Genomic DNA, 24,805 nt, shown 5'->3' with positions numbered 1-24,805 from the left:
CGCAGAGGGGCTGGAGGCCAACAGACAATATCGGATAACGATTATTCGCCCGGAACCGGCCGGCCTCAGGCGCGGCTGGCCGCCAGCAGCCGGTCGCGCAGCCAGGCCGAGGCAGGATCGCGGTGGCTGCGCTCATGCCACAGCAGCCCGTAGTCGAGTTCGCCAAGGTCCTCGGGTGCGCGGCGGGCGGCCAGTTCGTCGGCGCGCGCGAACCCCGCCATGGCGCGCGAGGGCACGACCATCACCAGGTCGCCGGCCAGGAGCAGGTCCGGCGCGAGGCTGAAATAGGGGACGCTGGCCGCCACCCGGCGCCCGTTCGCGCCGTTGCCCAGCGAGGTGGCGACGCGGTCCAGCTCGGCATCGCTGACGGTGATGCCGAGATGGGGATACCGCAGGAAATCGTCGAGCGGCACCGGGGCATCGCCTGCCGCCGCCAGGGGATGGCCGGGGGCGGTCACGCAGACGAAGCGGTCGCGGAACAGGTGCAGGCGGTGGAGCTGGGAGGGGTCGTGTTCCAGCCCGGAAATCGCAAAGTCGATGTCGCCCTGTGCCAGCGAGCGGTGGGTCGCATGGCCCAGCGGCAGCACGTCGATGGCGATGCCCGGTGCCGCCCGGCGCAGCGCCGCCAGCGCGGGCAGCACCACGGTCATGACGCCGAAGTCGGTCGAGGCGACGCGGAACCGCCGCTGGACCCCGGCAGGATCGAACTTGCGCTCGGTCAGCAAAGAGGACGTGGCCGCGACCCAGTCGGCCAGCCGGCCGACCAGTTCGTCCCCGCGATGGGTGCGGATCATGCCTCCGCCCGAGCGCACCAGCAGCGGATCGTTGAGCGCGTCGCGCAGCTTGGCCAGCGAGCGGCTGATGCTCGGCTGGCTCACGCCCAGCGTCACCGCCGTCACGCTGACGCTCTTGGTCCTGAGCAGCATGGCGAGGACCAGCAACAGGTTGGGGGAAAGCGACGGGATCATGGGCAGGGCGATTTTTGCAAGGCAATCGCATTAGCAATTTGCCGCGGGCCTCGCCACCCGCCCGGGCGTGCGAAACAATTTGAAACGCCTGGGAAAAGCGCAACTACAACCGAATCGGCGGTAATCTCCCCGCTCCCCCGGGCCGGTTCGTGGGACGGGGGCAAGGCGCCGGGCGTGGCTGCATGATCCGTGGTGGGCGGCGGGGACGGTGGTTGGAAAAACGGGAACCAGTGCTCGCCGAACAGACTGGAAGTTTTGGCGCTGCCTGGCGCTTGATAGAAATAATATTAAAGAAAATCCGATACTTTCTGGCTATCTATACGGGCAAGCGGAAAGCTCTGCCGTTACGGGACGTGGATCGCAACGCGCTTCGGAAGCGCCTGTTGCAAAAACATTCTGCTGCAACGGCGAAGAAGGATGGACAAGAATGCGGAACGGAATAATTAGGTAATAATACTACCCTGCGGGTCGCAGCGCGTTGAGGATAAAGTCGTAATGATTTCATTGTTTCGGCGGATGGTCGTGTGTCGCCTGAATATCCATAGGCCTGCGAACCGGGCAGCGCACTGGGATGGCTTCACCTATGTTGGCACGTGTCAGTATTGCCGCACGCCGATCCGCCGCGTGAGTCGCGGCAAGTGGCGAAAGACCGACAGCACCGAGTGAGCGGCGGCGGCGGCCCGGCCGCTCGCGCTCAGTCGCTCATGCACACGTGGACCTTGGTTTCGGTGCCGCCGCCGCGGAGAGCCTCGAACATGGCCGGCATCTGTGCGAGGCCGACCTGCGCGCTGACGATCGCCCTGGGGTCAACGTGGCCGCCGCCGTGGAGGCGGTCGCGGTCGAGCAGTTCGGCGATGTAGAGGAATTCCTTCATGGAATAGCCGACCGCGAACTGCATCGAGACGCACTTGTAGCTCGCCAGGGCGGGGATGACCGGGTCGGGCGCGGTGCAGAAGCCAAGGCTGACGATGCGGGCGAACGGCGCGGCGTGGGACACCGCCTTCATCAGCATACCCTCCGCCCCGACGCATTCGAGCACGACCTGCGGCGCGCCGCCGAGCGCTTCGACGACGTCGCCCGCCTCGGTGTCGCCGAAGGCCACGAAGGCGTCGGCGCCCATGTCGAGGCACAGCGCCTTGCGGCGCGGCGAGCGCGACATGGCGACGATGCGGCCCGCGCCCAGCCGCCGCGCCCAGTAGATCGCGTAAAGCGCCACGGTGCCGCCGCCGAGCACGACGACGCGCTCGCCCGGCGCGATCCGGGCCATGCGCGTTCCGTAGAGGCTGATCGCCATCGGCTCGATCAGGGCACCGTCCGCCATCGACAGCGTCTGCGGCAGCCGCGTCGCGACGCTGGCCGGGACTTTGGCATATTCCGCGAAGCCCACCATCGCGCTGCCGGGTTTCGCCTGGCACAGCACGTTGTTGCCATGCGCGCGGCACGGTTCGCACTCGCCGCAGGCGACCGAGGGAAGCACCGCGATCCGCTCACCCACTTTCCAGCGGGAGACCTGCGTACCGTGCGCGACGACGGTGCCCGCGTATTCGTGGCCGAACTGCACGCCTGCTCCGTAGTCCCACGTCCCGCCCCGGGTCATCGACAGGTCGGTGCCGCAGATGCCGCAGCGATCGACGCGGATCACGAGGTCGTTGGGACCGGGCTCGGGGTCGGGGAGCGTCTCGATCACGACCGGCCGGCCTGCTCCGGGATAGATCGCCGCCTTCATCGTACGTTCTCCACCAGATCGAAGCGCTGAACATAATCGCCGAACGGCGCGCGGGCCTCTTCCTCCGTCATGCCGAAGGCGGCGATCGCATAGCGATGGGTGCCGTGCTGCAACTCGGGTTTCTCCGCGATCCGCGCCTGCAGCGCCAGCCGGGTATCGGCGGGGATGTCCATGCCGATGAAGCGATAGATCGCCTCGACCACCTCCATCGGCCGCGCGTGGAAATCGGCATGGACGATGTCGAGCACCTGATCCGGCCTGCCCGCCCTGACCGCGTCGGCCTTGCACACGGCATTGGCCCACTTGGCCACTTCCCGGCGCATCAGCGTCTGCGCGCGCTGCTGCGGGCGATCGCCTTCCATGAAATTGTTCACGTTCATCAGCAGCGAGACCAGGCTCGGCACCGCCCTGGCGGGATCGCGGTGCGTCTGGATCACGCGCGCATCGGGAAACACCGCGAAGAGCAGATCGAGATGCTCGATGTGGCCGGGGTTCTTGAGCAGCCAGCGCCTGTCCGGCTCGTTGCTGCCGATCAATTGCACGCAGCGCTTCAGGTGATGGTAGGCGGCGGTCTCGTCCTGGCACTGCCACCAGGCGTCATAGGTGGCCGCCGACCATGCGCAGGACCACAGGTTCGACACGAAGGACTGGCGCATGACCATGCAGCATTCGTGGACTTCCTCGGCGGCGCGGAAGTGCGCGGCCTTGGCGTCCGGCGCCGATGCGTAGTGCCGGTCGAGCGCGGCCTTCGTCCTGAGGAACTGCGGGTAGTCGTCCCACTGCTCGATCGGAGGGCGCGGCATGGGGCTGTCGAGCAGCCAGGTCTGCAGCCCCTGGAAGCGGCGATCGACCGCCAGCAGCCGGTGGAGCGCGGTCGTGCCCGTTCGCGGTACGCCGGTGATGACCACCGGGCTGAGCAGCGGCCTTGCGTCGAAGCCGGGATGGTCCTTCATGGACCGCACGGCGTGGGCGCGGCCGCGCAGCACGTCGATGACCATGCCCCAGGCGGCGCGGCGCCCCGCTTCGGAGAAATGCGCGTCGTAGTCCATCGACTGCAGCAGCACGGTGAGGCCGGGCAGGTAGTCGCGCGGGCCGAAGTCGTCGGAGCCGACCTCGGCCGCGACGATCTCATGCAGGTGTCCGAGCGCATGCCGGAAAGCTTCGGGTGGGTCGTAGCTGAGGTCCATGAGGGTCCTTGTCGGCAAGGAAGGCGGGTTTCACGCGTAGGCGTGCGGATCCGGAGAAGGGGGACGGGCACGTCGCGTCGTGGGAAGGCCAATCAGCCTCCGCGCGCGTGCCGCCAGGGCGGGATCACCATCGCCGCCGCCTTTGGCAGGCAACGACCCGGCGGCGGATTTCCTCGGCCCGCTCGCCGGGGCTGACCACCGGCGTGTCGGCAGGCAGATGCCGCCGCAGGTCCGCCAGCCGGACGCGCGTGATCGTCGGCACCGGCTCGCTGTCGCAGTCGTACCAGCGGCCGTAGATGCCGCCCTCGGTATAGCCGGCCGGGTCGAGCCAGTTGGGCACGCCGGGGTCGGTGAGCGCGATGACGCCCCGATACTTCCCGTCGCCCGACAGCGTGGCCATGGCGCCGTTGGTGCTGCTCAGCCGGTAGACGTATTCGAGCGCGTTGAAGTACGGGTCGTTGAGCTGGATGTTCCAGTAGGGCGCGCGGGCCGGGATTTCGGTCTCGATGATCAGCGCCTCGTCCTCCTCCAGCTGGAAGCAGGCGGGCCAGTAGGTCTGCTTCACCAGCGCGCCGGGGTAGCGGACCGGCTCGAAGACGTTGAAGCCCACGCGCTCCTTCACGCCGTTCTGCATCGGGTAGTAGAGGTCGGTCTTGCGCGCGGGGAACTTCGCCATCTCGCGGATGCGGTGGAGGATGTCCGCGGGCGACAGGCGCGGCTTGGGAGGCACCGGATCGAGGCATTCGATCGCGAGCACCGGATCGGTCTCCGCCGCCCAGTCGTACATCCGGTAGCGCAGGTACATGCCCCGCGCGGACGGGTCGATCGGCGCCCAGTGGCCGTCGTAGCCGTCGGGCCGTGTCGCACTGAATATGATGGAAAAATCCTCGCCCAGGCCGATGCCGAGGTCGTTCGTATCGAGTTCGTTGTGGCCGCCCGGACGCGGCATCTCGTCCACCGTGCCCGAAAGCGCGGCCTGCGTGGTGAAGGAGAGGATGCGGCAGGTGCCCCGGTTGCCCGAGACCCGGTAGGTCAGGTCGCCCCGGATCGGCGACTGGACGTAGATGTCGTCCGGATTGGGCTGGAGCGTGAAGACCGGGTTCCACAGCGGCGCCCAGTCGGGATGCTCGGCGTCCGCGTGGAAATACATGAAGTAGGCGTAGGACAGGCTGGTCATCGTCTGGCGGTAGACATCGGCGCGGTACGCCGGATCATCGGGGCGCCAGGTGTCCTTCAGATTGTCCACCGCGCGTTCGATATTCGCGAGCAGGGGAAGGAGGGACGATGGAATTTCGGACATGGCGGATCCTGCTCACGGGCGGCTGCATATAGATAGCATATACTATCTTTGTTCATCCGGAAGGGCTTTGATCGCGGTATCCGACGCGAATGCGCTGTCTGTGGCCAGTCGGCCGACGACATCGTCCGTGCGGGGTGGGTGCGTGAACGCCGCGCGCATGGCGACGCCGCTCGCTGCGGCAATGCCGAGAAAGACGCAAAAACGCCGCGGCACAGCGCGTGCTTCACAGGCAAATCTGTAGGGAACAGGAGGGCCGGCCAATCGCTGTGCGACACCAACGGCCGAAGTCTCTGGATGCCCCGCGAGGATTCGAACCTCGATAGACGGAATCAGAATCCGTAGTCTTACCATTAGACGACGGGGCACCGGAGGGCGCCCCACTAGAGCCAGTCGTGATTCGCGTCAAGCGCCTTGGCGCATGGTCTGAAAGTCGCGGCCCTTGTGCCTTTGCCTCCGGGGCGTTAGCATCGGCGCCAGGTGCCCACCTATCCGGTGGGATGACATGTGAACGAGATCAATAATCATGGCGGAGCACGATCCGCCGGCAGCGAAAGTCGAAGTGTCGGGCCGCCCGGGACGGCGGCGAAAAGGTCGCAAGGGCAAGGCTGGTACGCCAAATGGCCCGCCGACCGCCGGCACAGCCAAGGCGAAGCCGCGCCCACGAAAGGGCGCCCGGGTCTCCGAGGCCGGCAAAGCGCCGCGCGCAGAACAGCAGCCCCGGCCCGAGCCGGGGCCTCCCGCGCCGGCAGCGGTGCCAGTGCCCGTCGCCGCGACGGCAGACGCCGCGCCGGCCGGGAAACCCGCGCCGGGTTCGCTGCCGCGCCAGTCCTATGCCGCGATCGACCTCGGCACCAACAACTGCCGCCTGCTGATCGCGCGGCCCTCGGGCGAGAACTTCACGGTGATCGACGCCTTCAGCCGCGTGGTGCGGCTGGGCGAGGGGATCGCGCAGTCGGGGAGGCTGTCCGACGCGGCGATGGAGCGCACGCTCGCGGCGCTCCGCATCTGCGCGGACAAGCTGATGCGCCGCAACGTCTACCTCGCCCGCTCGGTGGCGACCGAGGCCTGCCGGCGCGCCGTCAACGGCCCCGAATTCATCGAGCGTGTCCGTAAGGAAACCGGTATCGCGCTCGACATCATCAGCGCGCGTGAGGAAGCACGCCTCGCGGTGCTGGGCTGCCACGTCCTGCTCGAGGACGGGTTCGGCCCGGCGATGATCTTCGACATCGGCGGCGGCTCGACCGAGCTGGTGCTGATCGAGAGCACCGGCACCGTACCGCGCATCCTCGACTGGCAGAGCGTGCCCTGGGGCGTCGTCTCGTTGACCGAGAGCTGCGGGGGCGAGGGCGCCACGCGCGAGCAGCGGCTGGAGCGGTATCGCCACATGCACAGCCTGGTGGCGGAGAGCTTCGCGGCGTTCTCCAAGCGCGTCGGCCCGGCGCGCGAGAGCGCCAGCCAGGACGGACCGCTGCGCCTGCTCGGCACCAGCGGCACCGTTACCACGCTCGCCAGCCTCCACCTCGAACTGCCGCAGTACGACCGCCGCATGGTGGACGGGCTGATCGTCCCCGCCGAATCGATGCGCGACATCTCCTCGCGCCTGTCCTCCATGTCGATCGAGGAGCGCCGCGAGGTCGCCTGCATCGGGCGCGAGCGGGCCGACCTCGTGGTCGCCGGCTGCGCCATCCTCGAGGCGATCCTCGACCTCTGGCCGGCGGCGCGCCTCGGCGTGGCCGACCGGGGTATCCGCGAGGGTATCCTGCGTAGCCTGATCGCTTCCCACAGTCACGGCCATTCCCGGGGGCCGGGCATCCGCGCCACCGGCGATGCCGTCCGCAACGCAATAGGTGCAAGATGAGCCGTTCCGGCAAAGACCCCGGCGAGCGCCTGCGCACCGCCAAGAAGCGCACGACCAGCTCGGCCCGCTGGCTGACGCGCCAGATCAACGACCCCTATGTCAAGAAGGCCAAGGCCGACGGCTACCGCAGCCGCGCGGCCTACAAGCTGATCGAGCTGGACGAGAAGTTCGACCTGTTCAAGGGCGTGACCCGCGCGGTCGACCTCGGCATCGCGCCGGGCGGCTGGAGCCAGGTGCTGCGACTGAAGGCGCCCAGGGCGAAGGTGGTCGGCATCGACCTGCTGCCCACCGACCCGATCGAGGGCGTCACCATCTTCGAGATGGACTTCATGGCCGACGAGGCCCCCGCCGCGCTCGAAGGCGCGCTGGACGGGCCGCCCGACCTCGTGCTGTCTGACATGGCGGCCAATACCGTGGGCCACAAGCAGACCGACCACCTGCGCACGATGGGTCTGGTCGAGACGGCGGTGGACTTTGCGATCCAGTCGATGGCGCCGGGCGGCACGTTCGTCGCCAAGGTGCTGGCGGGGGGTACGGACACGGAACTGCTGACGCTGCTCAAGCGCCACTTCACCAGCGTCAAGCACGCCAAGCCGCCGGCGAGCCGCAAGGACTCGTCCGAGTGGTACGTGATCGCCAAGGGCTTCAAGGGACAGCCGGAAGCCTAGTCAAAGCCGCGGGACGTTCGCAGGGCCGAGCGTTCGCGCGTGTCCGCCCGGGATCGCAGCAGGGGGAGGGGGCAGCTACCCCCCACCACCGCCGCGCGGGCGGTCCCCATCCTGCGCGACAGGCCCTACGCGCCCACGCCCGCCGTTCGCGATGCGATGTCCAGTTCCACCTGCTTCAAGCCGTCGATCGAGCCGGTCGCAAGATCGAGCGGCCGGCCGCCGAGCTTGGCACTGTCGAGGTTGAGATAGGCGATCGCCTCGTCCTTGCCGAGCGCTTCGAGCGCGAGCTTGGTCACCCGGCCCTGCCGGCTGGCGGCATCGGGGGCCAGTTTGGGCCTGTCGGAACGGCGGAAGTGCGTGCGCCGGGGTTTGCTTTCGGGGGCGTCGTCTTGCGGGCTGTCGTCTTCAGGGCCTGTCATGCGGTATCCTCAGGAAGGGTAGGGGGAATGGGCCTGGGCGGCGAAGCGTCGGATGAGCAGGCTCACCTGAAGCTGCCCCAGTGCCGAACGCATGGCGGTCGCCAATGGCGTCTCGGTGACGCCCGGCAACGGACGATTCAGAAATTCCCCCGCCGCGCGCCGACCGCCGAGCAGCAGGAATGCCAGGCGAGAGACTTCGTCGCGCCGGCGGCAGCGATCAGAGGAACGCGGGCAGGCTTCCCACTGTCGGCCACCCGACGCAGGGGTTCCGCGCCGACCGCGTTCCAGCGTGTCGGCGAAGCGCATCACGCGGCTGCCGGATAAGGGGATACGCCCATTTCGCGGCGCAGCCGGCCGATGCGCCGCGCGTAATGGACGACGAGGTCGAAGCGCGAGGGCGCCGGCAGATCCGCGCCTTGCGCCGAGTCCCGGATCAGGGCAATCTGATGGTGGAAGAGAAGCTGGTTGAGATCCATCGACGGTGCTCCTGGGTGCGGGAGCTCGTTGGGTCTCTCAGTCGCCGATGTGCAAAAACGTCTCGGCAATGGGCCGGGCATACGCCACTTCGGCCGTCCTGGCTAGGCCGCTGCCGGGCACTGCTTCGCGTGTGCGGAGGCAACACGCTAGGAAGTTGCAATTTTCCGTACCCTGTACTATATGCGTCGTGCTGCGTCGCCTGCGACGGGACAGTTGTGCAGCCGCGACCAGCGGCCTCGCCTCCCTTTTCTAGCTGCTTGGCTTCAAGGCTTGCCGTTTGCTTCAGAGCATCGGCCGGCGGGGAGCCACCGCATTTTTTCGGAACTGAAGACTTTGGCCAAGGAAGAACTGCTGACGATGGAAGGCTACATCGAGGAAATCCTCCCCGATGGGCGTTTCGCCGTACTGCTCGACAACGAACACAAGATCATCGCCTACACCGCCGGCAAGATGCGCAAGTTCCGCATCCGCTCGGTGGTCGGCGACCGCGTCCACGTCGAAATGACGCCCTACGACCTCACCAAGGGTCGCATCGTGTTTCGCGAAAGGACGCCGGGCCAGGCTGGTCCGGGTCAGCGACGCGGCAATTTCAGACGCTAGACCAGAAGCGGCCAGGGGCCGCGATTACAGGAATATATGCATACCATTACCACGGGCGGAACCAGCCGCTCCAAGACCAACACCTTCGTTTCCACCATGTTCGCGCGCCAGGCCGGCCTTCCCGCTTCGATGCGGGACTCGGCTCCGGGCCTGCTCACCAGGGAAGACCTTCGTCACCTGGTCGCCGATATGGTGGACTGAAAAGAAGGCCGACCAGAGGATCAAACCCTTTCCCGTGCCAAGGCCGGGAAAGGGCCTCCAGGGCTCCCCGCGGGGAGCCTTTTCCATATGCGCGGCTCCCGCCTGGAGCTTTCCGCCCACACAAGGAGCAGCCGCCATCGATCTCAACAAGATCTATGCCGCACACCAGACCGTCCTGTTCGAAGCGTCGCAGACGCCGGACGGGGACCGGCGCGCCGACCTGCTGGACCAGGCGGCGGACATGGCGCTGCGCATCGGGCGCAACCGCCTGAGGTTCGGCGCGGCGATGGCCTGCGCCTGGAGCGTCTCGGACCGCTCGCTGCGGCCGGACTCCTCTCCCGTTTTCAGCTGAAAGCTGCCCCCCGCGGCAGCGAACCCCCGGCAGCTAGAGGCTGTCAGAGGTCTCCGAATCTTCGGTTCCGCGCGCGGCCTCGCGGGCGGTACGCGCCTCTTCGGTCTGGCGGATGCGGTCGGACATGGCGCGCCATGCCGCTTCGGACCGCAGTTCGCGGTCGCGGACGTTGTCGAGCTTGGCGTTGGACGCGGCTTCGGCCGCCTCTACAGCGCGGCCATCACAGAATTCACGGCTGAATGACATACCTGGGTCTCCCGGCGAGGATGTGAAACCGAAAGGCGGCAGGATGCCGCCTCCCGGAATACCCGCGTCAGGCCTCGCGCAGGTTGACGGCCGAAGCCTTGCCGTTGCGGCCCACTTCGACTTCGTAGGAAACGCGCTGGTCCTTTTCGAGGGTGCGCATGCCTGCGTTCTGCACGGCCGAAATGTGCACGAAGCTGTCGTCGCCGCCGTCTTCGGGGGAAATGAAGCCGAAGCCCTTGTCGGTGTTGAAGAATTTCACGACGCCTGTCGGCATGTCTGTTTCCTTTCAAGAAACGGTATTTCCGGCGCGCGCAAGGTGCGGCGACGGTCGTGCGTCAAGTCGTCTAGTGAAAGGAAATCGTCGCAAGAAGGAGGAATTGCAGGAAGTCTATTTCCGGCGCAAAGTCCCAATATTGCCGAAAACCGTCGCAAAATTCGACGTCAGCGGACTTATGCATAGCACGGACTGCGAATTAAACCCAGCAATTCCCGCGCGGGGTCAGTGCGGCGTGCCAGCCAGGCTGTTGGCAGGGGCTGCTCCGGCCATCGCCTCGACCATCGAGGGCGCGGCGGCGAGCTGCATCGGCTCGACCTGCACCTGGCGGCGGCGGGCGAGCGCCTCGGGCATCTCGCGGCGGATCCAGTCCATCATCGATTCGCGGATTTCGGCGCGCAGGTCGAACAGAATCGGCCCGTCGCGCGCGCTCATCAGCAGCCGCACCTCGAGCGTCGCGTCGCGGCAGTCGGTGACCTGCAGGATCTGTGCGCGCTTGTCCCACAGGCGGTGGGCGGTGATCTGGCGGGTGTATTCCTCGCGGATCGGGGCGATGTCGACGCCGTGGTCGAGATAGAGGAACACGGTGCCGAGCAGCTGCGAGGTCGTCTTGGTCCAGTTCTGGAAGGTGTCCTCGAGGAAGCGGTTGGAGGGCACCACCAGCCGCCGGTCGTCCCACAGGCGCACGACGACGTAGGTGGTGCGGATATCCTCGATGCGGCCCCATTCGCCGTCGAGGATGATGACGTCGTCGATCGAGATCGGTTCGGTCATCGCCATCTGGAAGCCCGCGATGAGCGCTTTCAGCGCTGGCTGCGCGGCGGCGCCCACCGCCAGCGCGGCAACGCCCGCCGATGCCATCAGCGTGACGCCCACCTCGCGGACGCCGGGGATCGAGGCCAGGACGCCGGCGATCGTCAGGAACACGATCAGGAACGTGCCGATGCGCGCGAAGATAGACAGCCGCGTGCGCCGCCGGCGGGCGTTGCGGTTGTCCTCCACCGTGATGTCCGCGCGCACGATCATGGCCTCGACGAAGGCGCGCAGCACCGCGATGGCGACCCAGCCGGTCAGGACCGGCATGATGAACCCGGCGAAGCGCGACCACACCGCTTCCAGCACCGGCGTCTCGCGCGCGGCGAAGACGATGCCGAAGGCGACGAAGGCCCAGCGCGTCGGCCGCTCCAGCCGGTTGACGACGATATCGTCCGATTCGCTGGCACTGGCGCGCGCTATTCGCCCCAGCACCCGGAAAAGCACGGCATGTACGGCCAGCGCTATTACCATGCCCAGCAGAGCCGCCAGGATCGCTAGCAGCGGCCGCTCTGCCCAGTCGGGCAGACCGGTGATGTAGCGTTCGATGAGGTCGATCATGAAGATCTGAACGATGCTGCGGTGCAGCAGGTTCCGAAGACCGCGCGGATTGTCGCGGGAATCGGGCAGTGCGGCGGATGGAGGCCCCCGGTTGGATCGGGGGCCACGCATCATTCCTTAGTGCGCCGCACCCCAACTCAGCCCGAAGCCGATCTCCACGCCCAAGGGCACGTCGAGGCTGACCGCCGGCGTCGCCGCCTCCGCCATGACCTGCCGGATCACCGGCGCGGCGGCCTCCGCGTCGCCCTCGGGCAGTTCGAAGACAAGTTCGTCGTGGACCTGCAGCAGCATCCGCACATGGCCGAGGCCCGCCGCCGCCAGCGCCGGGCCCATGCGCACCATAGCGCGCTTGATGATGTCGGCGCTGGTGCCTTGGATCGGGGCGTTGATCGCGGCGCGCTCGGAGCCCTGCCGCTCGGCCTGGTTCTTGGAATTGACGCGCGGGAACCAGGTCTTGCGGCCGAACAGCGTCTCCGAATAGCCCTTGGCGCGCACGCTCTCCAGCGTCTCGTGGATGTAGCGCTGGATGCCCGGGAAGCGCTCGAAGTAGCGGTCGATCATCGCCTGCGCCTCGTCGGCGGGGACGCCCAGGCGCCCGCCTAGCCCCCAGCGCGAGATGCCGTAGAGGATCGCGAAGTTGATCGTCTTGGCCCGCCCGCGCGTGTCGCGGTCGACCACCCCGAACATCTCCATCGCCGTGCGCGAGTGGATGTCCTCGCCTACCGCAAACGCTTCCTTGAGGCTCGGCACGTCGGCCATATGCGCGGCGAGGCGCAGCTCGATCTGCGAATAGTCGGCCGAGAGCAGGACGTTGTCCGGCTCGGCGACGAAGCAGTCGCGGATCTGACGGCCGATCTCGGTGCGGATCGGGATGTTCTGGAGGTTCGGGTCGGTCGAGGACAGGCGCCCGGTCTGCGCGCCGACCAGCGAGTAGCTGGTGTGGACGCGCTGCGTCGCTGGGTTAATCGCCGCCTGCAGCGCCTCGGTGTAGGTCGAGCGCAGCTTGGAGAGCTGGCGCCATTCGAGCACCTTGGTGGCGACTTCGGCGCCCTGCGCCGCCAGCCCCTCGAGGATCGACTGGTCGGTGGAGTACTGGCCGCTCTTGCCCTTCTTGCCGCCCTTGTAGCCGAGCTTGTCGAACAGGATGTCGCCGAGCTGCTTGGGGCTGCCGATGGTGAACGACTGGCCGACCTTCTCGAAGATCTCCGCCTCCAGCGCGCCGATCGCCTCGGCGAACTGGCTGGAGAGCCCGGCCAGCTTCTCGCGGTCGACGCGGATGCCGTGGCGCTCCATTTGCGCCACCACCGGGATTAGCGGGCGGTCGACCCGCTCGTAGATGCGTGTCCCGCTTTCGTAGGAAAGGCGCGGCTTGAGGTGGCTGTGCAGGCGCCAGGTCACGTCGGCGTCCTCGGCGGCGTACTGGGTCGCACGGTCGAGCGGGACTTCGCCGAAGGGGATCGCCTTCTTGCCGGTGCCGCAGATGTCCTTGAAGGTCAGCGTGGTGTGCGACAGGTGCCGCTCGGACAGTTCGTCCATGCCGTGCCCGCCGCCGATCCCGTCGAGCGAGCGGCCCGCGTCCATGCAGAAGCTGATGATCATGGTGTCGTCCACCGGCGCGACGTTGATGCCGTGGCGGGCGAGGACGTTGAGGTCGTACTTGATGTTCTGGCCGACCTTGAGCACCGCGTCGCTTTCCAGCAGCGGCTTGAGCCGGGCGATCGCATTGGCGAGCGGGATCTGCTCGGGCTTCTCGGCGAACATGTCGGTGCCGCCGTGGCCGAGCGGGATGTAGCAGGCCTGGTTGGCGCCCACCGCGAGGCTGATGCCCGCAAGGTCCGCGCGCATCGCGTCGAGCGCCGAGGTCTCGGTGTCGATGGCGACGAGGCGGGCGGCGGCGGCGCGGGCGATCCATTCGTCGAGCTGCGCCTCGGTGGTCACGCATTCGTACAGGGTCCGGTCGACCGCCGGCCATTCGGGCAACTGCTGGCGGGCGGCGCCTTCGCCGGCGGGCGCGGCGGCCCCGGCAGTGACAGCCTTCGCCGGGTTGAGCTGGGTCGCGCGCTCGGGGCTCCCGGTGCCGCCGTCGAGGCGCTTCAGGAGGCTGGTGAAGCCGTGGCGGCCGAGGAACGCGGCTAGCGGCTCTGGCGGGATCGCGTCGAGCTTGAACTCGTCCAGCGGCATCGGCAGCGCGCAGTCTTCCTTGAGCGTGACGAGCACCTTGGACAGCCGCGCCTGGTCCGCCTGTTCGATCAGGCGCTCCTGCAGCTTGGACTTCTTCATCGACGGCGCGGCGGCGAGCGCCGATTCGAGGTCGCCGTAGTCCTGGATCAGCTTGGTCGCGGTCTTGGGGCCGACGCCGAAGACGCCGGGCACGTTGTCGACCGAATCGCCCATCAGCGCCAGCACGTCGCCGACCTTCTCGGGAGGGACGCCGAACTTCTCCAGCACCTCGGGAATGTCGATGCGCTGGTTCTTCATGGTGTCGAGCATGTCGACGCAGCCGCCGCCGATGCCGCACTTGCCGACCAGCTGCATGAGGTCCTTGTCGGAGGAGACGATCGTCACGTCCCAGCCGATCGCGGTGGCCGCGCGGGCGTAGGAGGCGATGAGGTCGTCCGCCTCGTAGCCCAGCTCCTCGATGCAGGGCAGCGAGAAGGCGCGCGTGGCGTCGCGGATCAGCGGGAACTGCGGCACGAGGTCCTCGGGCGGCGGCGGGCGGTTGGCCTTGTACTGGTCGTAGATGTCGTTGCGGAACGACTTGCTCGACGCATCGAGGATCACCGCGAGGTGGGTCGGACCGTCGGCCTTGTTGAGATCCTCGGCCAGCTTCCACAGCATCGTCGTGTAGCCGTAGACCGCACCCACCGGCGTCCCTTCCGGGTTGGTGAGCGGCGGCAGGCGGTGATAGGCGCGGAAGATGTAGGCCGAGCCATCGACGAGATAGAGGTGCTGCTTGGAATCCATGCTCGATCCCTAGCAGCGCGCGGCGGGTCCGTCAGCAGGCCAGTCGCATGCGAATGGACAGGAACCGTGCGCACCGTTGGGAGTTTCTGCGGGGCGCTTGAAACGGCGCGCAACGCCTCGTACCCACGGTGGGAGCCCGACGACGAGGCTCTCGCGGCGTTCGCCGACGAGTTTATCGCAGCTAAGAGGGATACAGAAAATTATGCGCAAGATCGTTTTCGCCGCCGCCGCCGCCGTGACCGCCCTGTCGCTGGGCGCCTGCTCGGAAAAGACCCAGGACGCGACCGAGGCCGCCGCATCGTCGGCCGGTGACGACCTTTCCGCCACCGCCACCGACGTGGGCGACGCGCTCGGCAAGGTCGGCGACAAGGCTTCGGAAGCCGCCGACGACACCGGCGCCGCCGCCAAAGACGCCGCCGCCAGCGCCGAGAAGACCACCGACGACATCGCCAACGACGCCGAGAAGGCCGCCAACGACGTCGCCAAGGAACTCGACGATCACACCGACGGCAACCCGCACACCAACTGATCCTTCGGGCATCGTTGACGGAAAAGGGGGCCGCGCGGCCCCCTTTTTTGTGTCTGAAATGTCCCGGACCCGCTCCCGTACCGAGGGCGGAGAATCTGTTCCGTCGGTTCCGCGCTGATAAGTTGATCCAACAAACCCCGTCGTCTCCGCGCAGGCGGGGACCCCGCTTGTTCTTTCGAGCGGGACGCAAGGCCAGCGGGGCCCCCGCCTGCGCGGGGGTGACGGAGGCTTATGAGGAAGCGTAAGGCAGGGAACAGGCAAGCCAGCGTTCCGGTCCCCCTACCCCGGAACCCCGCGCAGGCGCATTCCGTTACCGCGCAGCGGTGCGGGTGGGTCCTTCGGCGAGGTAGCCGTTGTAGATGGTGCGCGCGATGTTGGCGATGCGGGTCTCGCGGCCCGGGCGCCCGCCCTGTCCGGTGACGTAGATGGCGACGGCGAAGACGCGCCCGTCGGGGGTCTGGATGATGCCGACGTCGCTCGAGGTGTTGCTCAGCGAACCGGTCTTGTGCGAGACGCTGGCGTCGGCCGGGAGGCCGGCGGCGATGCGGCGCTTGCCGGTGACGCAGCGGCTCATGGCGCCCATGATGACGCCCCGGCTCGACGGGCTCAGCCACTTGCCCTGGTAGATGCCCGAGAGCAGCTTGACCATCGCGTAGGGCGTCGCGCTGTCGCGGTTGTCGACCACGCGGGCGGGGTCGATGGCGCCGTCGTCCCGCACCAGCGTGGCGATGTCGCGGTCGATGTGCCAGTCGTCGATGCCGGCGCGCTCGACCCAGGCGTTGACCGCCTTGGGGCCGCCCACGACCTTGAGCAGGGCGTCGGTGGCGTAGTTGTTGGAGCGCGTGATCATCAGCTCGATCAGGCGCGAGGCGGTCATGTACTCGCCCGCGCGGACCGGAGCGATGGCGCTGGAAAACGGCGCCGAGCCGACCGGGACCATCAGGGGAAACTCGCTCGACAGGCTCCACTTGCCCTTGTCCACGCCTTCGAGGAAGGTCGCGGCGATGGCGATCTTGCTGGTGCTGGCCATCGGGAAGCGCTGGTTGCCCAGCACGTCGACCATGCGCCCGCTGGTGAGGTCCATCGCGGCGACGCCGATCCGCCCCTGCGAGGCGTTGGCGGCGGCGGCGAGCTGCTGGCCGAACGGCGAGGCGTACTTGCGCGGGCCGCGCTGCTCGGTGCCGAACAGGTCGTCGAAGCTGTTCTGCACCTCGACCACCTGATCGGTGGCGCGCGGAACGGGCGAGCCGACGGGCGAGACCATCGGCTGGATCTGCTGTGCCTGCGCGGCATGCGGCAGGAGCGTGGCCGCGGCGGCCATCGCTGCCATGGCAAGAAAGCGTCCGGCGCCTGTGCGGCACCGTGCGAGAAGTCGGTCTGCCCCGGTCATGCAGTCCCCACCTTATGTTGTCCAAGTTCCCAAGCGGTTAACGTTGCGGCGACAAAACGCCACTGACTAGCGACGAAGCGCATCCAGTATGCGCCAATTTCCCTAATCCGCACGTTCCTTTCACGCAGATGAACGATTCTGGCGATTCAGGGTTCCGTCGTGCCCCTTCGGGCCGCCGTCAGACGGCGTTCCCCAAAACGAAAGGGCCGGAAGCATCGCTGCTTCCGGCCCTTCGCATTCGTGGTCAGGCTGGTTGCGGGGAGGCTGGCTCCCCGCCTGCGCCATGTGCTTCTTAGAAGCCCATGTCGCCCATGCCGCCCATGCCGCCACCCATCGGGGGCATCGCGGGCTTGTCTTCCGGACGGTCGACGATCGCCGCTTCCGTGGTGATCAGCAGGCCGGCGACCGAAGCCGCATCCTGGAGCGCTGTACGCACGACCTTGGTGGGGTCGATGACGCCGGCGGCCTTCAGGTTCTCGTAGACGTCGGTCGCGGCGTTGAAGCCGATCTGCTCGTCGGTGCCGTCGAGCAGCTTGCCGGCGACGACAGCGCCGTCGCTGCCGGCGTTCTCGGCGATCTGCTTCACAGGCGCGGTGATCGCCTTGCGGATGATGTCGATGCCGCGGGTCTGGTCTTCGTTGGCACCGGTCAGGCCGTCGAGAGCGCGCGTTGCGTACAGCAGGGCCGTACCGCCGCCGGGGACGATGCCTTCTTCAACCGCAGCGCGGGTCGCGTGGAGAGCGTCGTCGACGCGGTCCTTGCGCTCCTTGACTTCGACTTCCGAAGCGCCGCCGACCTTGATGACGGCAACGCCGCCGGCCAGCTTGGCAAGACGCTCCTGGAGCTTCTCGCGGTCGTAGTCCGAAGTGGTGACTTCGATCTGCGAACGGATCTGCTCGACGCGGGCCTTGATCTCGTCGTGCGAACCGGCACCGTCGACGATCGTGGTGTTGTCCTTGTCGATCGTGACCTTCTTGGCTTCACCGAGCATGCCGAGCGTGACGCTCTCGAGCTTGATGCCGAGGTCTTCCGAGATCATCTCGCCGGCGGTCAGCGTGGCGATGTCGCCCAGCATGGCCTTGCGGCGATCGCCGAAGCCCGGAGCCTTGACGGCTGCGATCTTCAGGCCGCCGCGCAGCTTGTTGACGACGAGCGTGGCCAGAGCCTCGCCCTCGATGTCCTCGGCGATGATGAGGAGCGGACGGCCCGACTGCACCACGGCTTCCAGGATCGGGAGCAGCGCCTGGAGCGACGACAGCTTCTTCTCGTGGATGAGGATGTAGGGGTTCTCGAGCTCGACGGTCATCTTCTCGGGGTTGGTCACGAAGTAGGGCGACAGGTAACCACGGTCGAACTGCATGCCCTCGACGACGTCGAGTTCGAATTCGAGGCCCTTGGCCTCCTCGACGGTGATGACGCCTTCCTTGCCGACCTTTTCCATGGCTTCGGCGATCTTCTCGCCGACTTCCACGTCACCGTTGGCGGAGATGATGCCGACCTGGGCGATTTCGGCCGAACCGGCGACCGGGGTCGAACGCGCCTTGAGGTTCTCGACGACCTTGAGGACCGCGAGGTCGATACCGCGCTTGAGGTCCATCGGGTTGATGCCGGCGGCAACCGATTTCATGCCTTCGCGCACGATCGCCTGGGCGAGCACGGTCGCGGTGGTGGTGCCGTCGCCGGCCTTGTCGTTGGCCTTCGAGGCCACTTCGCGCAGCATCTGCGCGCCCATGTTCTCGAACTTGTCCTTGAGTTCGATTTCCTTGGCGACGGTGACGCCGTCCTTGGTGATGCGCGGGGCGCCGAAGCTCTTGTCGATGACGACGTTGCGGCCCTTGGGGCCCAGGGTCACCTTGACGGCGTTGGCGAGGATGTCGACACCGGCGAGAATGCGCTCGCGAGCGTCACGCGAAAAGCGTACTTCCTTGGCTGCCATTGTAGAATTCCTTTTGGTTCGTCATCCCAGCGAAAGCTGGGATCGCGGGCGGGTCAGCGCCCAGATAGGTCGTGAAGGAACATCACGATCCTGATTGTCATCAGGATCTGCGCGATCGGCTCAGCCGATCACTCCGAGGATGTCCGATTCCTTCATGATCAGCAGGTCTTCGCCGCCGACCTTGACCTCGGTGCCCGACCACTTGCCGAACAGGACGCGGTCGCCGACCTTGACGTCGAGCGGGGTGATCGTGCCGTTCTCGGCGCGGGCGCCGGTGCCGATCGAGACGATTTCGCCCTCAGCCGGCTTTTCCTTGGCGCTGTCGGGGATGATGATGCCGCCGGCCGTCTTTTCTTCGGCCTCGACGCGGCGCACGAGAACACGGTCGTGCAGCGGGCGGAAAGTCATTGGGGTTCTCCCTATATCCAACGAACTGAAAACTGGGTTGGCACTCACCTCATGGGAGTGCCAACGGCGCTGGATATGGTCTGACCCCGGGGAGGCGTCAAGCGGGACCTAGCAGAAAAATTTGGTCCTGGTCCGGCTTCGCGCCGAAGCGGTATCGCAGGAAGATGGGCGGGCTGGATGACTAGCCGATGACAGCGTGGACCACGGGCGCGGACACCCGGGGATGCCCCGACTCGGGGATCAGGTGGAACCGTCCGCGCCAGTGCCAGCGCGCCAGCAGCAGCACCGCCGCCACGGTTAGGCCGACCGCGAGGCCGATCCACACGCCGACGCCGCGCAGGGGGGTGTAGAGCCCCAATACCACCGAGGTCGCGAAGCCTGCCGCCCAGTAGCCAACGATGGCGATGACGGCGGGAATGCGCGTATCCTGCACCCCGCGCAGCACCCCGGCGGCGACTGCCTGCAGCCCGTCGGTCAGCTGGAACACGGCGGCGACGAAGAGGTACTGCAGCGCCAGGCTCACCATCACCGCATTGGCGGGATCGGAGACATCGACATAGGCTGCGAGTACGAGCCGCGGGAACGCGAGCATGGCGAGCGCCGAGACGCAGACGAACGCCATGCCGATGAGCAGCGCGGCCCAGCCCGCGCGGCCGATCGCGTCCCTGTCGCCCGCGCCGAAGTGGTAGCCGACGCGGATCGTCGCGGCCTGGCCGATGCCGAAGGGGACCTGGAAGGCGAAGGCGGCGATCTGCAGCGCCACGGTGTGCGCGGCCAGTTCCGCCTCGCCGACGCGGCCCATCAGGAAGGCGGCGCCGCTGAACAGTCCCCCCTCGGCGATCAGCGTCGCGGAGATCGGCAGGCCGAGGCTCAGCATCTGGCGCAGGCGGGTCCACTCGGGCCGCCACCAGCGGCCGAAGACGTGGAAGCGGCGCAGCTGGCGGTCGGTGCGGATGGCGACGACATAGGCGAGCACGGTGATGCAGGCAGTGATGACGCTCGCGCTCGCCGATCCGTCGAGGCCCAGCGCGGGCAGGCCGAAGTGGCCGAACACCAGCGCGTAGTTGCCCAACGCGTTCACCAGGATCGCCAGCGCCGTGATCGCCGTCGCGAAGACCGGACGGCCCAGCGCCGAGACGAAGGTCCGCAGCACGTTGGAGATCGCCATCGGCACCAGCGCCAGCGAGACGATGCGAATGAAGCCGCCCGAAAGCTGGACGACGTGCGGGTCCTGCCCGGTCGCCAGCATGATCGTCTCGCCCGCGAAACATATCGCCACGGCGACGAAGCCGAGCAGCACCGCCAGCCACAGCGCCATGCGCGTGGAGCGGCGCACCTCGCGCACCGAATTGCGGCGGCGCCCGAGCTCGGCCGCGATCAGCGGGGCGACCGCGCCGGTCACGCCGTTCAGCCCCATCATCACCACCGCGACGATCGCCACGGCAAGGCTCGACGCCGCGAGCGATTCCTGCCCCAGCCGCGCCACGAAGATCACGTCGACCGCGAAGACCGCCATCTGCAGCATGTTCGCCAGCGCCAGCGGCCCCGCGAGCCGCAGGGTGGCGCCGAGTTCGGCACGGAACGGATGGATCTTGTGGCTCTCCCGCATTTGTGGCGCGCGATAGGGACTTGAGCGCGGGCTGGGAAGCGATTCCTGAGAGGGGGTGGCGATGAAGACCCGGCGCGATGGCCCCCGGCCTGCTTCCCTTCCTCGGCCTTGTATATTACCCCGCGCAGGCAAGGAGATGTCCCCTCATGACGACGACCCGCACGGTAATGGCGCTGGCGCTTCCCCTGACCGTCCTGCTCGCGGCCTGCGGCGGCAGCGCCCCGGACGACACCGCCACGCCCGGCGCCTCGCCCGCACCGGCGACGTCCTCGGCGATGGTCGACCCGGCGCCGCCGGCGTTCATGGTGTGCCGCTCGTGCCACTCGACGCAGGCGGGGCAGAACGGGATCGGGCCGACGCTGGCGGGCGTCGTCGGGTCGAAGGCGGGCGCGGCGCCGGGCTATGCGTTCAGCCCGGCGCTGAAGGCCTCGGGCATCGTCTGGGACCGCGCCAGCCTCGACACCTGGCTGCAGGGTCCGATGAAGATGGTGCCGGGCACGAAGATGGTGATCCCGGTGTCAGACCCGGCGAAGCGCAAGGCGATCATCGACTATCTGGAAACGCTGAAGTGACGGCGGACGAGGTCCACGCACTGGCCGAAATCCACCAGTTGCTCTCGCGCTGTACCCAGGCGGGCGACGCGCGCAGGGCCGACGCCTATGCCGAGAGCTATACGCGCGGCGGCGTGCTCGACCTGCAGGGCGGCGCGATCGCGGGGCGCGAGGCGATCCGGGCCTGGATGAAGGCGCCCTCGGTAATCCCCGCGCCGACCGGCGCCGCGCCCGGTTTCGTGAGCCACCACCTGACCACCTGCCATGTCGACTTCACCGGCCCGGACGAGGCCACCGCGCGCACCTACTGGATGGTCACCAGCGCCGCCGGGCTCGACCACAACGGTTTCTACGTCGATCGCCTGGCCCGCGAGGAGGGCCGGTGGCTGATCGCCAACCGCCGCCCCCGCACCTTGTGGATCAGCCCGGACAGCGTGCTCCACGGCGGCTGACGCGCACGGCCCAAACGAAAAGGGCGGCCCCTTGCGGAGCCGCCCGTTCCTGTTTCGTCCGGTCGGGACCGGAGCGAAGATTACTTGAGCTCGACGGTGCCGCCGGCTGCTTCGATCTTCGCCTTGATGTCTTCGGCTTCAGCCTTGGTCGCGCCTTCCTTGACGGCCTTGGGAGCCGCTTCGACAAGAGCCTTGGCTTCAGCGAGGCCCAGACCGGTGATGGCGCGGACTTCCTTGATGACCTGGATCTTCTTGCCACCGTCGCCGGTGAGGATCACGTCGAATTCGGTCTTCTCTTCAGCAGCGGCCGGAGCGTCGCCCGAAGGGGCGGCAACGGCGACGGCAGCAGCGGCGCTGACGCCCCATGCTTCTTCGAGGGCCTTGGCGAGGTCGGCGGCTTCGAGGACGGTGAGCGTCGACAGTTCTTCAACAAGCTTGGCGATGTCGGCCATGATAATAACTCCTGATCTGTGGTCCCGTCACCGCCTCATGCGGCAACGGGATAAATCGTTAGAAACGTGCTGCTTGAGCTTGGGCTCAGGCGGCTTCCTTCTCGGCGTACGCGGCGAAGACACGGGCCAGCTTGGCCGCCGGAGCGGTGGTGAGCTGGGCGATCTTGGTCGCGGGAGCCTGAACGAGGCCGATGAGCTTGGCGCGCAGTTCGTCGAGCGAGGGCATCGAGGCGAGCGCCTTGACACCTTCGGGGGTCAGAACCTGCGAACCCATCGCGCCGCCGACGATCTCGATCTTGTCGGTCGTCTTGGCGAATTCGACGACGGCCTTGGCGGCTGCAACGGGGTCCACCGAAGAGGAGATACCCGTAGGGCCGGTCAGGAAGTCGGCGAGACCGACATAGTCGGTGTCCGCGATGGCAAGCTTGGCAAGACGGTTCTTCGCAACCTTGTAGTCCGCACCAACGTCACGCATCTTTCCGCGCAGGGCGGTGGACTGGGCCACCGTCATGCCGAGGTTGCGGGTGATGACCACCGCGCCGGCCTCGGAGAAGACCGCGTTGAGCTGGGCGACCGATTCGGCTTTCTGCGAACGATCCATGCCTTACTCCTTCACAATGGCTGCGAAAGGAGACCTCCCGCAGCCGGCTACGTAGTCCGGCGTGCTCTGACGAGCGCACCGGGCGATTCCGTTCGAAGGGGAAGGAGCATCGTGCCGGAGCACGAAATTGGCACCATGCTCGAAGGAGCTGGGGGCCGTGGATTTCTCTGTCCCCGCCTAGGCTGCGGATTAAGGGGGAAACCCCCAGCAGCTGTCTCGGACGGCTGAACGACGGGAATCATCCCATCGGTCGGAGCGGGCCAATGGCGCAAACGGGCGCCCGAGTCAACCTTGCGTCACCCTTGGCGGCACTGCACCCGGCTGCGCGCGTAGACGGCGAGCACGGTGAGCATCGCCATGCCGGGCAGCGCGATCTCTCCCGCATGGGCCATCGCGATCACGGCCGCGGCGAACGGCAGCAGCATATTGCGCCCCTTGCCCGTCAGCACGAGCCGGTCGCGCACGAACCATAGCGCCGTCATGTAGAGCGCCAGCGGTATGGCGACCGCGAGGTTGCCGGCCAGCGGCGAGGCGTGATGGCCGCTCCCGCCCGCCGCGCCGTCGATCACCGCCGCGAAGCCGGCGCCGGTCGCCGCGCCGCTCGCGTAGATCACCGCGTGGGAATAGCCCCAGCGGAACGCGCTGCCGAACACCGCGTGGTCGAGCGGCCCTTCCTGCGAGAAGTAGAGCCACCACATCGCGAAAGTGATGGCCAGAGCCGACACCGCCAGCACCACGAGGCGCGCGGGATCGCCCGCCGTCCCGTCCGCCAGCGTGAAGGCCGCCGCGCTGGCGAGCAGCACCTCGCCCAGCACGATGATGACGAACAGGCCGTGCCGCTCGGCGACGTGGTGGAGGTGCCAGGGCGTCATGCCCCGGCGCTCGGCGATCGGGGGCACCGCCATCTCGAGCACGACGCCGAGCGCGAAGAGGCCCATCACCGCGTTCGGCGCGTCGGGCCGGAAGACCATGAGCGCCAGCGTCCAGTAGACCTGCACCAGCGCGATCCCCGCCGCATAGCCGTATGCCGTGGCGCGGTGGCCGGGATCGCTGCGCGCCGCGATCAGCCAGAACGCGATCATGCCGAGTCGCATGACGATGTAGCCGACGATCGCCAGCGACAGGTCGAGCCCCGCGAAGATGCGCGGCACGCCCCCCGCCACCGCCAGCGCGCCGGCCATGATCCAGCAGGTGATGAGGCGGTAGACCGGCCCGTCGTTGTCGTAGGCCGAGGCGAACCAGGTGAAGTTCATCCAGGCCCACCACGTCGCGAAGAAGGCCATCGCGAACGTGAGCACACCGCTCGCGGCATGGCCCTCGGCGACGGCGTGGTGCAGCCCCTCGGCGGCGGAAGCGACGGCGATGACGATGACGAGGTCGAACAGCAGTTCGAGCGGGGTGGACACCCTGTGGCTCTCGTGCGGATCGCGCGCGCGGAACAGCCGTAGCTCGCGTTTCGTGGTCATGTCCTGCCGTTCCCCCTTGGCTTGCATGCCATCTAGGGGGGCGCATGGCCGGAGGGCAAGTGCTGTCCCCGTGAAGGCGAGCACCGGTCTGCACGGGGAGCGCACGAAAAAGGGGGCGGCTCCGGGTGGAGCCGCCCCGCAGTGCCGGGCGTGACGCCGGCGGGTCAGGCGTCGATCAGGTCGGGCTTGGCAGGGGTGGGCTGCCCGGTGGTCTGGTTCGACGGCCTGTAGCTGCGGAAATCGAAGGGCTGGGCCTGCGCCTTCAGGTCTTCCTGATGCTCGCGGTGCTGCAGCTGGAGGCGGGCGCGGCGCATGCGGGCCTTGCGCGAGGTGAACGGGTTGTCCTCGTCCGGCGCGGCATCGGCCATGCGGGCGAGCAGGTCGCTGCGCTCCTCCGCGGTCTCCGGCAGCGGCGTGGCGGCGAGGACGGCGGAGGCGGAGCGTGCCGCCATGGGGCTGGGTGCGTAGGCGGCGGGCATGGCGGGGCGCATGGGCTCCTCGACGAAGGTGCCGCCGATGACCGCCGGGGCGACATCCACGACCGGAGCCGGTTCCTCGGCCAGTTCCTCCGGCGTATATGCGACCTCGTCGGGGCGCGGCTCGCGGCGGCGGCGCATCGCGGCGATACCAAGGCCGGCGATGCCCAGTGCGGCGAGCAGGCCGGCGATGCCCGCGATCGGCAGGTCGCTGCCCTCGTTCGCGGGGGCGGCTGCGGCCGACGGCGGCGGGGCATCGGCGCGGACGGGCGCCGGGGCCGCGGGCGGCACCGCGCCTTCGGCCAGCGCGCCGTCAGCGGC

26 protein-coding genes, 1 tRNA gene and 1 pseudogene are annotated in these 24,805 nt (G+C 67.9%); 8 read left to right on the top strand and 20 right to left on the bottom strand.

What is annotated here, in order from left to right; translation table 11 throughout:
- Positions 1 to 65 precede the first annotated feature (65 nt).
- From AC07M9_RS19310 to AC07M9_RS19290, 5 genes are all read right to left on the bottom strand, one after another.
- A complete protein-coding gene (locus AC07M9_RS19310; RefSeq protein ID WP_494886036.1) occupies positions 66 to 968 on the bottom strand; it encodes a LysR family transcriptional regulator in 903 nt (300 codons plus the stop codon).
- Between the two features lie 694 nt (positions 969 to 1,662).
- Positions 1,663 to 2,694 (bottom strand): alcohol dehydrogenase catalytic domain-containing protein, encoded by a 1,032-nt coding sequence (locus tag AC07M9_RS19305; RefSeq protein WP_494886034.1) that lies wholly within the window; start codon positions 2,692 to 2,694, stop codon positions 1,663 to 1,665.
- Positions 2,691 to 3,881: a sulfotransferase family protein gene (locus tag AC07M9_RS19300; protein ID WP_494886033.1), complete on the bottom strand. Its 1,191-nt coding sequence runs from the start codon at positions 3,879 to 3,881 to the stop codon at positions 2,691 to 2,693. The genes AC07M9_RS19305 and AC07M9_RS19300 overlap by 4 nt, the downstream gene beginning before the upstream one ends.
- A gap of 124 nt (positions 3,882 to 4,005) precedes the next feature.
- On the bottom strand, positions 4,006 to 5,181 hold the full coding sequence (locus AC07M9_RS19295; RefSeq protein ID WP_494886031.1) for a hypothetical protein: 1,176 nt from the start codon (positions 5,179 to 5,181) through the stop codon (positions 4,006 to 4,008).
- A gap of 291 nt (positions 5,182 to 5,472) precedes the next feature.
- A tRNA-Gln gene (locus AC07M9_RS19290) sits at positions 5,473 to 5,546 on the bottom strand.
- A gap of 158 nt (positions 5,547 to 5,704) precedes the next feature.
- On the opposite strand from AC07M9_RS19290, the gene AC07M9_RS19285 reads away from it, so the two are divergent.
- Both AC07M9_RS19285 and AC07M9_RS19280 read left to right on the top strand, forming a co-directional pair.
- Positions 5,705 to 7,039 carry a Ppx/GppA phosphatase family protein gene (locus AC07M9_RS19285; RefSeq protein WP_494886030.1) on the top strand — a complete coding sequence of 445 codons (1,335 nt, stop codon included), beginning with the start codon at positions 5,705 to 5,707 and terminating at the stop codon, positions 7,037 to 7,039.
- Positions 7,036 to 7,707 (top strand): RlmE family RNA methyltransferase, encoded by a 672-nt coding sequence (locus AC07M9_RS19280; RefSeq protein ID WP_494886028.1) that lies wholly within the window; start codon positions 7,036 to 7,038, stop codon positions 7,705 to 7,707. Before AC07M9_RS19285 ends, AC07M9_RS19280 begins: the two co-directional genes overlap by 4 nt.
- Before the next feature lie 125 nt (positions 7,708 to 7,832).
- On the opposite strand, the gene AC07M9_RS19275 is transcribed toward AC07M9_RS19280, so the two are convergent.
- The 3 genes from AC07M9_RS19275 to AC07M9_RS19265 are packed head-to-tail and all read right to left on the bottom strand — an operon-like array spanning position 7,833 to position 8,602.
- Positions 7,833 to 8,126 (bottom strand): hypothetical protein, encoded by a 294-nt coding sequence (locus AC07M9_RS19275; RefSeq protein ID WP_494886026.1) that lies wholly within the window; start codon positions 8,124 to 8,126, stop codon positions 7,833 to 7,835.
- 9 nt (positions 8,127 to 8,135) lie between these two features.
- Positions 8,136 to 8,432, bottom strand: coding sequence for a hypothetical protein (locus AC07M9_RS19270; protein WP_494886024.1), 297 nt, complete (start codon positions 8,430 to 8,432; stop codon positions 8,136 to 8,138).
- A complete protein-coding gene (locus AC07M9_RS19265; protein WP_494886022.1) occupies positions 8,432 to 8,602 on the bottom strand; it encodes a hypothetical protein in 171 nt (56 codons plus the stop codon). Before AC07M9_RS19265 ends, AC07M9_RS19270 begins: the two co-directional genes overlap by 1 nt.
- A gap of 334 nt (positions 8,603 to 8,936) precedes the next feature.
- Between AC07M9_RS19265 and infA the strand changes: the two genes are divergently transcribed.
- Genes infA through AC07M9_RS19250 form a run of 3 tightly spaced genes read left to right on the top strand, consistent with a single transcriptional unit; the run spans position 8,937 to position 9,756 of the window.
- Positions 8,937 to 9,203, top strand: a complete 267-nt coding sequence (gene infA / locus AC07M9_RS19260; RefSeq protein WP_007683736.1) for a translation initiation factor IF-1 — start codon at positions 8,937 to 8,939, stop codon at positions 9,201 to 9,203.
- 36 nt (positions 9,204 to 9,239) lie between these two features.
- The gene (locus AC07M9_RS19255) at positions 9,240 to 9,404 is read left to right on the top strand and encodes a hypothetical protein (protein WP_494886020.1); all 165 of its coding nucleotides are present in this window, start codon (positions 9,240 to 9,242) and stop codon (positions 9,402 to 9,404) included.
- Positions 9,405 to 9,438: 34 nt separating this feature from the next.
- Positions 9,439 to 9,756, top strand: a complete 318-nt coding sequence (locus AC07M9_RS19250) for a hypothetical protein (protein ID WP_494886018.1) — start codon at positions 9,439 to 9,441, stop codon at positions 9,754 to 9,756.
- Positions 9,757 to 9,789: 33 nt separating this feature from the next.
- On the opposite strand, the gene AC07M9_RS19245 is transcribed toward AC07M9_RS19250, so the two are convergent.
- The 4 genes from AC07M9_RS19245 to polA form a co-directional block, all read right to left on the bottom strand.
- Entirely contained in the window at positions 9,790 to 10,002 is a 213-nt protein-coding gene (locus tag AC07M9_RS19245) for a hypothetical protein (protein ID WP_494886016.1), read from the bottom strand.
- Positions 10,003 to 10,069: 67 nt separating this feature from the next.
- Entirely contained in the window at positions 10,070 to 10,276 is a 207-nt protein-coding gene (locus AC07M9_RS19240; protein ID WP_007683743.1) for a cold-shock protein, read from the bottom strand.
- A 225-nt stretch (positions 10,277 to 10,501) separates the two neighbouring features.
- Complete coding sequence (locus AC07M9_RS19235) at positions 10,502 to 11,650, bottom strand: mechanosensitive ion channel family protein (RefSeq protein ID WP_494886014.1); 1,149 nt, start codon at positions 11,648 to 11,650, stop codon at positions 10,502 to 10,504.
- A gap of 117 nt (positions 11,651 to 11,767) precedes the next feature.
- The gene (gene polA / locus AC07M9_RS19230) at positions 11,768 to 14,614 is read right to left on the bottom strand and encodes a DNA polymerase I (protein WP_494886012.1); all 2,847 of its coding nucleotides are present in this window, start codon (positions 14,612 to 14,614) and stop codon (positions 11,768 to 11,770) included.
- A 202-nt stretch (positions 14,615 to 14,816) separates the two neighbouring features.
- On the opposite strand from polA, the gene AC07M9_RS19225 reads away from it, so the two are divergent.
- Positions 14,817 to 15,143, top strand: a complete 327-nt coding sequence (locus AC07M9_RS19225; protein WP_494886010.1) for a hypothetical protein — start codon at positions 14,817 to 14,819, stop codon at positions 15,141 to 15,143.
- 310 nt (positions 15,144 to 15,453) lie between these two features.
- On the opposite strand, the gene AC07M9_RS19220 is transcribed toward AC07M9_RS19225, so the two are convergent.
- The 4 genes from AC07M9_RS19220 to AC07M9_RS19205 form a co-directional block, all read right to left on the bottom strand.
- On the bottom strand, positions 15,454 to 16,473 hold the full coding sequence (locus tag AC07M9_RS19220) for a serine hydrolase (RefSeq protein WP_494886009.1): 1,020 nt from the start codon (positions 16,471 to 16,473) through the stop codon (positions 15,454 to 15,456).
- Between the two features lie 352 nt (positions 16,474 to 16,825).
- Positions 16,826 to 18,469 (bottom strand): chaperonin GroEL, encoded by a 1,644-nt coding sequence (gene groL / locus AC07M9_RS19215; protein WP_494886007.1) that lies wholly within the window; start codon positions 18,467 to 18,469, stop codon positions 16,826 to 16,828.
- Positions 18,470 to 18,589: 120 nt separating this feature from the next.
- Entirely contained in the window at positions 18,590 to 18,877 is a 288-nt protein-coding gene (gene groES / locus AC07M9_RS19210) for a co-chaperone GroES (protein ID WP_494886005.1), read from the bottom strand.
- 181 nt (positions 18,878 to 19,058) lie between these two features.
- Entirely contained in the window at positions 19,059 to 20,486 is a 1,428-nt protein-coding gene (locus AC07M9_RS19205; protein WP_494886004.1) for an MATE family efflux transporter, read from the bottom strand.
- 146 nt (positions 20,487 to 20,632) lie between these two features.
- Between AC07M9_RS19205 and AC07M9_RS19200 the strand changes: the two genes are divergently transcribed.
- Together AC07M9_RS19200 and AC07M9_RS19195 are read left to right on the top strand one after the other, a co-directional pair.
- On the top strand, positions 20,633 to 21,058 hold the full coding sequence (locus AC07M9_RS19200; RefSeq protein WP_494886003.1) for a c-type cytochrome: 426 nt from the start codon (positions 20,633 to 20,635) through the stop codon (positions 21,056 to 21,058).
- Positions 21,055 to 21,489, top strand: coding sequence for a nuclear transport factor 2 family protein (locus AC07M9_RS19195; protein ID WP_494886002.1), 435 nt, complete (start codon positions 21,055 to 21,057; stop codon positions 21,487 to 21,489). Before AC07M9_RS19200 ends, AC07M9_RS19195 begins: the two co-directional genes overlap by 4 nt.
- 80 nt (positions 21,490 to 21,569) lie before the next feature.
- Here AC07M9_RS19195 and rplL read toward each other — a convergent pair whose 3' ends face one another.
- The 4 genes and pseudogenes from rplL to AC07M9_RS19175 form a co-directional block, all read right to left on the bottom strand.
- The gene (gene rplL / locus AC07M9_RS19190; protein WP_494886000.1) at positions 21,570 to 21,941 is read right to left on the bottom strand and encodes a 50S ribosomal protein L7/L12; all 372 of its coding nucleotides are present in this window, start codon (positions 21,939 to 21,941) and stop codon (positions 21,570 to 21,572) included.
- A gap of 85 nt (positions 21,942 to 22,026) precedes the next feature.
- Positions 22,027 to 22,542: a 50S ribosomal protein L10 gene (rplJ, locus tag AC07M9_RS19185; protein WP_494885998.1), complete on the bottom strand. Its 516-nt coding sequence runs from the start codon at positions 22,540 to 22,542 to the stop codon at positions 22,027 to 22,029.
- A gap of 296 nt (positions 22,543 to 22,838) precedes the next feature.
- Positions 22,839 to 24,008: a low temperature requirement protein A gene (locus tag AC07M9_RS19180; protein WP_494885997.1), complete on the bottom strand. Its 1,170-nt coding sequence runs from the start codon at positions 24,006 to 24,008 to the stop codon at positions 22,839 to 22,841.
- Between the two features lie 164 nt (positions 24,009 to 24,172).
- Positions 24,173 to 24,805 (bottom strand): annotated as a pseudogene (locus tag AC07M9_RS19175) (hypothetical protein); the annotation flags it as partial.

This window comes from Novosphingobium sp. GW821-FHT09E05 (genome assembly GCF_059416165.1).
Note: the sequence above shows the minus strand (reverse complement) of the source record. Positions and strands in the feature narration are given on the sequence as shown.